Source organism: Cryobacterium sp. TS_SC_7 (assembly GCF_056156285.1).
The window spans coordinates 1,285,079-1,296,881 of the sequence record NZ_CM149589.1; the positions used below are offsets into that span (position 1 = coordinate 1,285,079).

Annotated in this window: 9 protein-coding genes; 3 read left to right on the top strand and 6 right to left on the bottom strand. The window is 69.6% G+C overall.

All coding sequences use genetic code 11. From position 1 onward, the window contains the following. Positions 1 to 117: 117 nt before the first annotated feature. Together gabT and AC0J5J_RS06015 are read left to right on the top strand one after the other, a co-directional pair. The gene (gene gabT, locus AC0J5J_RS06010; RefSeq protein WP_134424289.1) at positions 118 to 1,500 is read left to right on the top strand and encodes a 4-aminobutyrate--2-oxoglutarate transaminase; all 1,383 of its coding nucleotides are present in this window, start codon (positions 118 to 120) and stop codon (positions 1,498 to 1,500) included. Between the two features lie 16 nt (positions 1,501 to 1,516). Then, complete coding sequence (locus AC0J5J_RS06015) at positions 1,517 to 2,539, top strand: asparaginase (RefSeq protein WP_241972701.1); 1,023 nt, start codon at positions 1,517 to 1,519, stop codon at positions 2,537 to 2,539. Positions 2,540 to 2,614: 75 nt separating this feature from the next. On the opposite strand, the gene AC0J5J_RS06020 is transcribed toward AC0J5J_RS06015, so the two are convergent. Genes AC0J5J_RS06020 through AC0J5J_RS06035 form a run of 4 tightly spaced genes read right to left on the bottom strand, consistent with a single transcriptional unit; the run spans position 2,615 to position 6,747 of the window. Further along, positions 2,615 to 3,421: an ABC transporter permease gene (locus tag AC0J5J_RS06020; protein ID WP_174722398.1), complete on the bottom strand. Its 807-nt coding sequence runs from the start codon at positions 3,419 to 3,421 to the stop codon at positions 2,615 to 2,617. Beyond that, on the bottom strand, positions 3,418 to 4,332 hold the full coding sequence (locus AC0J5J_RS06025) for an ABC transporter permease (protein ID WP_134424291.1): 915 nt from the start codon (positions 4,330 to 4,332) through the stop codon (positions 3,418 to 3,420). The genes AC0J5J_RS06020 and AC0J5J_RS06025 overlap by 4 nt, the downstream gene beginning before the upstream one ends. A 1-nt stretch (position 4,333) precedes the next feature. Continuing rightward, positions 4,334 to 5,533, bottom strand: a complete 1,200-nt coding sequence (locus tag AC0J5J_RS06030; protein ID WP_134424292.1) for an ABC transporter ATP-binding protein — start codon at positions 5,531 to 5,533, stop codon at positions 4,334 to 4,336. Positions 5,534 to 5,535: 2 nt separating this feature from the next. Next, positions 5,536 to 6,747 carry a polyamine ABC transporter substrate-binding protein gene (locus AC0J5J_RS06035; protein ID WP_134424293.1) on the bottom strand — a complete coding sequence of 404 codons (1,212 nt, stop codon included), beginning with the start codon at positions 6,745 to 6,747 and terminating at the stop codon, positions 5,536 to 5,538. A gap of 244 nt (positions 6,748 to 6,991) precedes the next feature. Between AC0J5J_RS06035 and ald the strand changes: the two genes are divergently transcribed. Continuing rightward, the gene (ald, locus tag AC0J5J_RS06040; protein ID WP_474899963.1) at positions 6,992 to 8,107 is read left to right on the top strand and encodes an alanine dehydrogenase; all 1,116 of its coding nucleotides are present in this window, start codon (positions 6,992 to 6,994) and stop codon (positions 8,105 to 8,107) included. A gap of 15 nt (positions 8,108 to 8,122) precedes the next feature. Here ald and AC0J5J_RS06045 read toward each other — a convergent pair whose 3' ends face one another. Together AC0J5J_RS06045 and AC0J5J_RS06050 are read right to left on the bottom strand one after the other, a co-directional pair. Continuing rightward, positions 8,123 to 11,122: an FtsK/SpoIIIE domain-containing protein gene (locus AC0J5J_RS06045; protein WP_474899964.1), complete on the bottom strand. Its 3,000-nt coding sequence runs from the start codon at positions 11,120 to 11,122 to the stop codon at positions 8,123 to 8,125. 144 nt (positions 11,123 to 11,266) lie between these two features. Further along, positions 11,267 to 11,623: an FHA domain-containing protein gene (locus AC0J5J_RS06050; protein ID WP_474899965.1), complete on the bottom strand. Its 357-nt coding sequence runs from the start codon at positions 11,621 to 11,623 to the stop codon at positions 11,267 to 11,269. Between the last annotated feature and the right edge of the window lie 180 nt (positions 11,624 to 11,803).

Below are 11,803 nucleotides of genomic sequence, written 5' to 3' on the forward strand. Positions count from 1 at the left end.
GCGCGTCCGTGCGGGCCCGATCCGTGGCCCACAACCGGCCCAAACGCGGCCCGGGAATCGATTGTCTCAGCAATTCGCTGCGCCGCCCGTCGCACGGATCGGTAAACTGGTCCCATCATGACTGACACGCTGACGCCCTCGACCTCCCCGTCCACCTCCGCAACCCCGGTTTACACGGTGCCGCAGGAACGAAAGATCGTCACCGCGATCCCGGGCCCACGCTCGAAGGAACTCCAGCAGCGCAGGCTCGCCGTCGTGTCCGGCGGCGTCGCCTCCGCCCTCCCCGTCTACATCAAGAAGGCGAACGGCGCCATCCTCGTCGACGTCGACGACAACCAGTTCATCGACCTGGGCGCCGGCATCGGCGTGACCACGATCGGCCACACCGACACCAGCGTGGTCGCCGCCGCCGTCGAGCAGACCCAGGACTTCATCCACACCCTCTTCACCATCACGCCGTACGAGGAATACGTGCGCGTCTGCGAGCTTCTCGCCGAGCACACCCCCGGTGATTTCGCGAAGAAGTCGGTACTGATCAACTCGGGTGCCGAGGCCGTCGAGAACGGCGTCAAGATCGCCCGCAAGCACACCGGCCGCCGCGCCGTCGCCGTGCTCGACCACGCCTACCACGGCCGCACCGTGCTGACCATGGCCATGAACTATAAGGCCATGCCCTACGCGACCGGTTACGGCCCTCTCGCCAGCGACGTCTACCACGCCCCCAGCTCCTACCCGTATCACGACGGTCTGAGCGGTGCGGATGCCGCGGCGCGCACCATCGCCTACCTCGAGAAGGTCGTCGGACCCACCGACCTGGCCTGCCTGGTCGTCGAGCCCATCCAGGGTGAGGGCGGCTTCATGGTTCCGGCCGAGGGCTACTTCACCGCCCTGCAGGCCTGGTGCACCGCGAACGGCGTCGTCATGATCGCCGACGAGATCCAGAGCGGCATGGCCCGCACCGGCAAGTACTACGCCAGCGAGCACTTCGGCTGGATCCCCGACCTCGTGCTCACCGCCAAGGGCATCGCCGGCGGCATGCCGCTGGCCGCCGTCACCGGTCGCGCCGAGATCATGGACTCCTCCCAGCCCGGCGGTCTGGGCGGCACCTTCGGCGGAAACCCGGTCTCCTGCGCCGCGGCCATCGCGGTCTTCGAGTCGATCGAGAACAACAACCTGCTCGCCGAGGGTGTGCGCATCGAGAACACGCTGCGCGCCGGCCTCGGGGCGCTCAAGGAGAAGTACGACATCATCGGTGAGGTCCGCGGCCGCGGCGCCATGATCGCGATCGAGCTCGTGCAGCCGGGCACCGGCGACAGCACCAAGGCGCCGAACGCCGCCGCCGTGTCCTCCATCGCCGCCTACGCCGCCCAGAACGGCGTGCTGCTGCTCACCGCCGGCACCTACGGCAACGTGCTGCGCTTCCTGCCGAGCCTGGCCGTGAGCGACGCCCTGCTGAACGATGCCCTCTCGGTCATCGACGACGCCATCGCCGCGCTCTAAGCGCGCCGCCCACACCGTGACAACGACATTCGAGCTGCCCGTGCACGCCGGGCAGACGTTCAGCGTCTCCGATGCGGTCGAACTCGCCGTCGTCGAGCGCAGCGGCTTCGTCGAGTCGAGGCATGCGGGCAGCGCGGTCGTGCTCACAAGCGAGGGCGCGGTCCTCCGCGCCCTCGGCGATGTGACCACCCCGATCTTCCCGCGGTCGTCGATGAAACCGTTCCAGGCCATCGCCGTGATGGCCAGCGGGGTCACCCTGCGCGGGGAGGACGCCGCCATCGCCACGGCCAGCCACACCGGCACGCAGCGCCACGCCGACCTCGTGCGCGGGCTCCTGGCCCGCGCCGGCATCCCCGAGACGGCGCTGGGCTGCCCGGCGGCCTGGCCGGACGACTCCCCCACCCGGGACGCCCTGGTGCGACTGGGAGCCGGCAAGGCCCCGATCTACATGAACTGTTCCGGCAAGCACGCCGCGATGCTCGTGGCCTGCCAGCAGAACGGCTGGGCCCTGTCCGGGTACCTGGAGCCGGGACATCCGTTGCAGAAGCGCATTCTCGACGTGGTCGAACGCTTCACGGGGGAACGCCCGTCGGCGTCCGGCGTCGACGGATGCGGCGCGCCGGTTCACGCGCTCTCCCTCACCGCCCTGGCCCGCGGCATCGCGCGCATCGCCACGTCCAAGTCGAACTCGCCGTTCGCCATCTACCGTGAGGCCGGCTTCCTCGGCGAAGCCATGCGGCAGAACGGCTGGGTCATCGCCGGACCGGGCATGCCCGACACGGTCGTGATCGACCGCCTGGGCCTGTTCGTGAAGTCCGGCGCCGAGGGAATCTGCGTGGCGTCCGCCGCCAACGGCACCACTGTCGCCCTCAAGATGCTCGACGGCAACCTGCGGGCGACCATGATCGTGGCCCTGCGCCTGCTGGCGGATGCCGGAGCGATAGCCCACTCCGACGTCGACGCGATCGTGCCCGAGCTGCACCTCGCGGTGCAGGGCGGCGGTCTGCCGGTCGGCGAGATCCGCGCAAGCTACGTGTAACGCACACCACCAGCCCGTCAGATCGGCCCGGCCCGCGCACCAACGCGGGCCGGGCCGAAACGCGCAGCCGTCGCGTCAGCCCTGTTTCGCCAACCGCTTCGCCCGGGCCGCGCGGGACACCTGGGCGGTGATCACGATCACGAGGGCGAAGATGAACACCGCCGACGCGATCACGTTCGCCTCGGCCGGGATACCCCGGGCGGCGGACACGTAGATGTACTTGGGGAACGTGGTCACCGGCCCGGAGTTGAAGTTGGTGATGATGAAGTCGTCGAAGCTGAGCGCGAAGGACAGCAGCGCGGCCGCCAGGATGCCGGGCAGCAGCAGTGGGAAGGTGATCCGGGCGAACACCTGGGTTGCGGAACCGTAGAGGTCCCGGCCGGCCTCCTCGAGCGCGGGGTCCAGGCCCGCGACGCGCGCCTTGACGGTCACCACAACGAAGCTGATGCAGAACATGGTGTGCGCCAGGATGATCGTGACCATGTCCTTCGGCACGCCCACCGACAGGAACTGCGCGGCCAGGCCTGCGCCGAGCACGACCTCGGGTGTGGCCATCGGCAGGAACAGGAGCAGGCTCGTCTGGGACCGGAACCGGAACCGGTACCGCACCAGGGCGATCGCGATCATGGTGCCGAGCGTGGTCGCGGCCACCGTGGCCACCACGCCGATCAGGATGCTGTTGCCGAACGCCTCGCAGACGGCGCCGTTCTGCACCTGGCACACGTTGAGCCACTTGTCGAAGGTGAAGCCGCGCCAGGTGATGTTGGACTTCTGTGAGTCGTTGAACGAGAACACGAACGTGTAGACGATCGGCACCATCAGGAAGATCAGCGCCAGCAGCGTGTAGAGCGGCAGCAGCCACTTGCCCAGGGAGAATTTCACAGCAGCTCCTCCGTGCCGGAACGTTTCACGTAGATGCTCACGATCACCAGGATCACCGACATCAGGATGATCGACAGCGCCGCCGCCGCCGGATAGTTCTGCAGCACCAGGAAGTTGGCCTCGATCACATTACCGATCATCTGGGTGTCCGGTCCGCCGAGGAAGTCGCGGCTCGCATTGATGTAGTCGCCGGCGGCCGGGATGAAGGTCAGCAGTGTGCCGGCCACGATGCCGGGCATCGACAGCGGGATCGTGATCTTGCGGAACACGTCGAACGGACGTGCGTAGAGGTCGCTGCCGGCCTCGAGATAGCGCAGGTCGAGCCGTTCGAGCGTCGTGTACAGCGGCAGGGTCATGAACGGGATGAAGTTGTAGGTCAGCCCGAAGATCACGGCGACGGGAGTGCCGGTGAAGTAGGCATCCGGTGCAATCAGCGACAGGGCCTTGAGAGACGTGATCACGAACGACTCGTCGGACAGGAGCTGTTTCCAGGCCAGGGTGCGCAGCAGGAAGCTGATGAAGAACGGCGCGATCACCAGCACCAGCATGAGGCTCTGCAGCAACGGCCAGGCCCTGGCCTTCACGCCGATGAAGTAGGCCAGCGGATAGCTGAACACCAGGGCGAGCACGGTGGCGATCAGCGCGTAGCCGAAGGAACGCATGATGTGCGGCCAGTAGGCCGTGATCACCTCGACGTAGTTCTCCCAGCGGAACGCGTAGGAGTACTGGCCGACGTCCCCGAATCCCGAGGGAGCCTGGAACGAGGTCAGCAGCAGCGACACGAGGGGGGCCAGGAAGAACAGCACCAGATAGAGGATGCCCGGCAACAGCAGGAGCAGGGCGATCGGGCTCTTGCGGCGGGGGGCCGCTTCGGTGCCGGTGGTGCCGGCGGAGAATGCCGCGAAGGCCATCCTAGGCTCCCTCAAGCTCCGTGAGCAGGGAGGAGCGCTTCTGCGTCGCGATGCTCCGGGTGGTGTCGTCGGCCTCGAAGCGGGGCTCCGCCGAGGCGTCGTCCTCGAGTCCGAAGCCGTGCTCGATGTTCCAGCTCATCCACACCTCGGAACCCTCGTGGGCGACGGGGCCGAACGCCATGTTCTGCGCGAAGACGATCAGGTTGCCGATGCCCGGCACCTCGACGATGTACTGGGTGCTGACCCCGCTGAAGGAGACGTCGACCACGTGTCCGGGGCCCATCACGTTGCGGGCCACGTCATCGACGGGCTCGGTCAGGTGCAGGGTCAGTTTCTCCGGGCGTACGCCGATGGTCACCTCGCCGGTGTGCCGGTGCGCGCGGGCTGCCGGGACCACGACCTTCTGGCCGGCGACGTCCACCGAGATGGCCTCGCTGGTGCTGCCGACGACGGGGCCGGTGAACAGGTTCGACTGGCCGAGGAAGTTGGCGACGAATGCCGTACGCGGCAGCTCGTAGAGCTCCTCGGGGGCACCCATCTGCTCGATCCGACCCTTGTTCATCACCGCGACCGTGTCGGCCATGGTCATGGCCTCCTCCTGGTCGTGGGTGACGTGCAGGAAGGTCAGGCCGACCTCTTCCTGGATGGTCTTGAGCTCGAGTTGCATCTGTCGCCGCAACTTCAGGTCGAGCGCGCCGAGCGGCTCGTCGAGCAGCAGCAGGGCCGGCCGGTTCACGATCGCGCGGGCGAGGGCCACGCGCTGCTGCTGCCCGCCGGAGAGCTGCTGCGGCCGGCGCGACGCGAGATGGTCCAGCTCCACCAGGCGCAGCGCCTCGTGGGCCTTGGCGACCGGGTCGCCGATCCGGCGCCGGCGCAGCCCGAAGGCGACATTCTCCAGCACGGTCATGTGCGGGAAGAGGGCATAGCTTTGGAACACCGTGTTGACCGGACGCTGGAACGATTTCTGGTTCGTCACATCCGTGCCGCCGATCAGGATGCGCCCGGCGGTCGGCTCTTCGAGGCCGGCCACCAGGCGCAGCGTGGTGGTCTTGCCGCAGCCGGACGGGCCCAGCAGGGCGAAGAACGACCCGGCCGGGATCTTCAGGTCGAGGTGCTCGATCGCGGTGAAGCCCGGGAACCTCTTCTGGATGCCGACGAGCTCGAGGTCGGCCCCGGCGCTGGCGAATTCTCCGCTGGACATCCCTACGAACCCAGCAGGATGCCCTGGAAGGCGGCGTCGTATTTCTGCTCTTCCGCGCCAGTCAGGGTGCGGAAGACCCGCGCCTTGGCCAGAGTCGCATCGTCCGGGAAGATCAGCTGGTTGTTAGCCAGTTCGGGGTCGATCGCCATCGCGGCTTCCTTGGCCCCGACGACGGGTGTGATGTAGTTCACGTAGGCGGCGACCTCGGCGGCGACGGCCGGGTCGTAGTAGTAGTCGATCAGCGTCTCGACGTTGCGCTTGTGCGTGGAGCCGATCGGCACCAGGAAGTTGTCATTCCACAGGGTGCCGCCCTTGTCGGGGACCACGAAGTCCCACTTGTCGCCGTTCTCGGCGTTGAGCTGCACGATGTCGCCGGACCAGACGATGGCGGCGAGGGTGTCCTCATTGATGAGGTCTTCCTTGTACGAGTTGCCCTTGATGTTGCGCACCTGGCCGTCGGCGACCTGCTTCTCCAGCACGTCGATCGCGGCGAAGTACTCGTCGTCGCCCCAATCGCCGGCGATGTCGACCCCCATGTCGGACATGATCAGGCCCATGGTGTCGCGCATCTCGGACAGGACGCCGACTCGGCCCTTGAGGTCGGGGCCCCACAGGTCCTCAACCGAAGCCAGGCCGTTCGGCAGCTTCTCCTTGTTCCAGCAGATGCCGGCGAATCCGCCCTGCCACGGCACGCTCATCTTGCGGCCGGGGTCGAAGCCGACGTCTTTCAGGGACGGGATCAGGTTCTTCAAGTTGGGGATGTTGGCCAGGTCGAGTTCCTGCGTGTAACCGAAACGGATCCAGCGGCCGACCATCCAGTCGGTCAGGCAGACGGCGTCGGCGCCGATGTCCTTGCCGAGGGCGAGCTGGTCCTTGACCTTGCCGTAGTAGGTGTTGTTGTCGTCGACGGCCTCGGTGTATTCCACCTTGATGCCGGTCTCGGCCGTGAACGCGTCCAGGGTGGGGTAGTTGCCGGCGTCGTCGACGTCGATGTAGAGCGCCCAGTTGTCCCAGCGCACGAGCTTGCTGGTGTCGGACTCGTCGGGGGCTGCGGTGGGCTTGGTCGCCCCGCCGGTCGAGCACGCGGCGAGCGCCAGGGCCGCGGCCCCGCCGCCGGCTCCGGCGAGGAGGGTGCGTCGCCCCATCTGGGTCGCCCGCGCCTGACGGACGAGCTGAGCAATCATGGGATCGGCGGGCAACGGCCTGGGCTTCATGGTCGGGTCTCCTTGCACTTCTCAGCGGGTGAGCTCTCACGGCTTGCGTAGCGAGTTGGTCGATACTCGCACAGGACCGCCCCCGGCGCACCCAAGAGAGGCCGAATCGTTAATTTTTGCTCATCTCAGGCACGAGATCAGCACCGTTCGCCGTTGTTTTCTTTCGAAAAGGGCCGTGGGGCGGCGGTAGGCTGGCGCCCAGAACCTGAGGTCCACCGCCGCGGGTGTGCAGCAAGGGAGCGCCATGAGGGTCGCAGTTCCGGCAGAGATCAAGAACAACGAGTTCCGGGTGGCGATCACCCCGGCCGGCGTGCAGGATCTGGTGGCGCACGGGCACGAGGTGCTGATCGAGACGGGGGCCGGGCGCGGCTCCGGACTCAGCGACGAGAGCTACGCCGCCTCCGGCGCCACGATCCTGCCGGATGCCGCGTCCACCTGGGCCGCCGCCGATCTGCTCCTCAAGGTGAAGGAGCCCATCCCGAGCGAATACGGCTATTTCCGCCCGGACCTGCTGCTGTTCACCTACCTGCACCTGGCCGCCGAACCGGCCCTGACCCGGGCGCTGCTGGCGAGCGGCGTCACGGCCATCGCCTACGAGACCGTGCAGCTTCCGACGGGGGCGCTGCCGCTGCTCGCACCGATGAGCGAGGTCGCCGGCCGCCTGGCGCCCATCGTGGGTGCCCACGCGATGCTCAAGCCCAATGGCGGACCGGGCCTGCTCGTGCCCGGGGTGCCGGGAACGCATCCGGCCCGGGTCACCGTGCTGGGCGGCGGCGTGGCCGGAACCGCCGCCCTGCAGGTTGCCGTCGGACTCGGCGCCCAGGTGACCGTGCTCGACACGAATCTGTTCCGCCTGCGCGAGATCGACGCCCTGTACTACGGACGGGTGCAGACCGTGGCCTCGAACAGCTATGAGATCGACCGGGCCTTGCTGACCTCCGACCTGGTGATCGGGTCGGTGCTGATCCCCGGTGCCCGTGCTCCCAAACTGGTCAGCACCGAACTCGTCTCCCGCATGAAGCCGGGCAGCGTACTCGTGGACATCGCCGTGGACCAGGGCGGATGCTTCGCCGACTCGCATCCGACGACGCACGCCGATCCAACCTTCCTGGTGCACCAGTCGCTGTTCTACTGCGTCGCGAACATGCCCGGCGCCGTGCCCAGCACGAGTACCTCGGCGCTCACGAACGCGACGCTGCCCTACGTTCGATTGATCGCGACCCGAGGCTGGAAGGATGCGCTGCGAACGGATGCCGCTCTCGCCGCCGGACTCTCCACGGTCGGCGGCCGGGTCACCAGCGCTCCCGTGGCGACTGCGCACTCGCTGCCGCTTCTCGAGCTGGTGGAGGTCCTGGCCTGAAGCCGGTGAGGGAGATCACAGCCGCGGCCGCAGCGCGGCCCGCCGCACGGTTCCGTCGGGCTGCAGCACCCAGACCCGGTCGCGGCCCGGTGCCAGCGGCGGCGGCAGGTCCCGTCGGCGACTGATCGCACGGTAGTCGGCGAGGCTGCACCCGTCGAACACGAGGTCGGCGCTCCGGCGCAGGATGCTCAGCAACGACCACTGTGCCTGCCAGGCGTCCACGTCGCCGACGAAGACGGTGCCCGTTTCCGCCTCGGTCAGTCGGAGCGATCCGGGACCGGCCGGCTCTGCCTCCGCCGTGCGCCGTGCCTCCGCCACCGCTGCCGGGGACGCCGAGGCCAGGTCGACGACCCGTGTTCCGGGCACCGCCCCGAACGACGCGGCCGCGCGGGCCGGGGCACCCGCAACGACGAGCAGCGTGCGACCCGGCCTCCCGGCCGGTGTCACGGGATCCGGGTGGACCGCGGGGCTCACACGGACCGGGTCGTCGGGCGTGGAACCCAACGCGTCCGGTTGCAGGAGCTGAATGCGGTGGCCCTGCCAGCTGCCGCCGCCCGGCGGAAGACCCGTATCGAACAGCGCGGCAACGCCCCCGGCCGCGACGTGCTCGGGCACATCGGGCAGGCGCAGGATCAGGCGGCTGCGGCACAGCGCCGGCAGCGCCTGCAGGGAGCCCGTGAGGCGCTGCGCGGCGATGATGATGCGCAGGCCACCCTCCGCCCCGTCCCGAAGCAGCCCGGCCAGCAGTTCGAGGGCCGCCGGGCGGTACTCCTGGTCCCAGCGTGCGTGCACGGAATCGAAGTCGTCGAGCACCAGCAGCCGGGAGGCCGCACGCTCCCCGGCCTCGAGGCGACGGCGCGCCTCGACGAGGGCATCCCAGACGGTTTCGATATCCCCGCCAGGCCGGTCGACCGGCCCGGCGGGTGCGAACTGGGCCGCGATCGAGGCCAGGGCCGTACTCTTGCCCGACCGCCCGCCACCGATCACGAGCAGGCTTTCGTCGGTTGCAGGGTCGTAGCGGGCCACCCGGTAGCGCTGCGACTCCGGTTCGTCGAGCAGCCCGAGCAGACAGCCGGGGGCAGCCTCGTCGACCGCTGCGCCGGACTCCACCAGGGCGAGCAGCGTGCCCCGGCGGACGGCGGCGGGCAGCGGGTCGAGCCACGGGCGCCGGAGGACCGGCGCACTGCCGTGCCGTTCGGCCACAGCCCGGATGTCGGGTGCCGAGGTCGTGGCCACCTGGCAGAGCTCCGGCCCCGACGACGCCACGGCGATCAGGCACCGTCCGGGCTCCTCCGCGGACAGGGCCGCCGCGGCATCCGTGCCCAGCACGGCGACACTGTCCGCGCGGTTGTTCACTCGCAGCGACAACCGCAGGGTGCAGTTGGCGAGCAGCGCGTCGCGCACGACGCCCGTGGGCCGCTGCGTGCAGAGGATGAGATGCACCCCCAGGGATCGGCCGCGCGCGGCCACGTCGACGAACAGGGCGTGCAGGTCGGGAAAAGTCGTGAGCATGGTGGCGAACTCGTCGATCACGATGACGAGCCGGGGCAGAGCCTGTTGCGTGTTCTGCGCCGCCAGGTCGACGATGTCGCGCACGCCGGCACGCCGTAGTACGCGCTCCCGATAGGTGAGCTCGGCAGCCAGGCTGGCCAGCGCCCGGTTCGCCTGGTGCCCGTCCAGATCGGTGATCAGTCCCACACAGTGCGGCAGGGCTCGGAGCGGGGCGAACGCGGCGCCGCCCTTGAAATCGACCAACAGGAACGTCACCTCGGCGGGTCCGGCAACCGCGGCCATCGCCGCCACCCACGTCACGAGCAGCTCGCTCTTGCCGCTGCCGGTCGTTCCGCCGACCACCGCGTGCGGCCCGGCGGCCACCAGGTCCAGCGAGACCTCTCCCTGCTCGCCGACACCGATCACGCAATTCAGGCTCAGCGCTGCGGAACGTCGGTGCCGGGGATGAGCGTCGAGCAGGTGTCCCGACAGCTCTCCCAGGCGAACGGATGCGGGGATCGAGCGCCGGCCCCGCACCAGTCCGGCCGCCCCCGCCCGCGCGGTCAGTTCGTCGGCGACTCGCAGCGCCTGCACCGCGGTGATCAGCTCGGGTCGGAAGGCGGTGCCCCAGGCATGTTCGGCGGAACGCATGACCTCGGCCCGGGACGGCCCCTGCACGCGCACGATGGTGTCGCAGCCCCAGGGGAGTTCGTCGACTGCGCGGGCGAGGGCAACGACCAGCGTCGTCCCGGTTCCCCCCGGTCCCCCGGCCGTGCCGAGGGCCTGCCCGGTCGCCGGGGCTTCACAGACCACGACCCGGCGGGCCGAAGGCTGCCCCGCGTCGTGCGGCAGAGCCGCAACCCAGGCCCAGCCGCTGTCGGGCACGCGGATGGCGACCTGGTCGGGCGGAAGAGCGCACGCCAGCTGCACGAGCAGTCCCCGGGCCAGAGCCCGCCCGAGCGGAAGCGGCCCCACGATGCCGATGCCGCCGCCGACATCCGCGCCAATGGGAGCGTCGGTGAGCGTGGCCGCCCAGTCGCGCAGGGCGCGGTGGTCGTCGGGACCGGAACCGCCGTCGAGCCGCAACCCGCTGGGCACCGCTCCGAATCCCAGGCTCACCTCGGTGCCGGCGCCCGCCCCGCTGGTCGAACCCGAGGAGGCCCACCGCAGGGCCGAGTGCGGGGCCGCCACGATGTCGTTGGCCGACGGAGTGCGTTGCCGTCGCAGGCGGCGCAGTTGCTCGTGGCGCAGAGACACCTCCGCCCGCAGAGCCACCAGGGCGCGCTCCTCGTCGGCTGCGGCAGCGCGCCGGGCGCGGCGGCCGGTGCGGCGGGCGTCCACCATGCCGGCCACGGCGATGACCGGGCCGAGAACCGCGAAGATCAGCACGAATGCCGAACCGGTGATCAACCAGATCACCCCGGCCGCGGCCAGCGGCGCGAGACTGGCGACCAGCGGGAACCCCGGCCGCGGCGAGTCGGCGGGGCGAGCGGGAAGGGTCAGCGGGACGTCGGCTCGGATCACCGCACCAGCAGAGCACGTCAGGGAGGCGCTCGAACGGTGCCGACGCGCATCCGTGCGGGGTCGGCACCGGGCCGCGCTGGGGAGGGACCGGTGGCGAAACCGCGAGTGCGGGTCGCAATCCGGCCGAGGCCGTGAGGCCCCGTTTCAGTTCAGGATGAAGAACTGATCCGCGATCTCGACGCGGGAACCGCGCGGCACGAGGTAACGCCGTCCCGGTTCGCAGCGCACGGACGCGGCATCCGGGCGACGGATGATGGTGCCGTTTCCCGAGAATCGGTCACTGACCCAGAACTCGCCGTCGTGCTGACCGAATTCGAGGTGGCTCTTCGACACGGAACGGCCCAGGTCGTTGATCTGCACCAGGATGTCGACGTGTTCGGCCGGTTGGGGCAGCGGCCGGCGGCCGATCAGCCCCGTGCCGTGGGCGGACACCGTCTCCCCCGTGCTGAACTGGAGCACGAAGAGCGAGGCGGTCGGCTGCACGGGCACTGCGACGGGCACGGGAGCCGGGGTTGGAGCCGGGGTTGGAGCCGGGGTTGGAGCCGGGGTTGGAACCGGGGTTGGAACCGGGGTTGGAACCGGGGTTGGAGCCGGAGCCGGATCCTGCACCCGCGGTGACGCCGGCACGATTTCGGTCTGCCAGTCCTCCCCGATCGGCACCGAGATGACCACGCGCTGGCG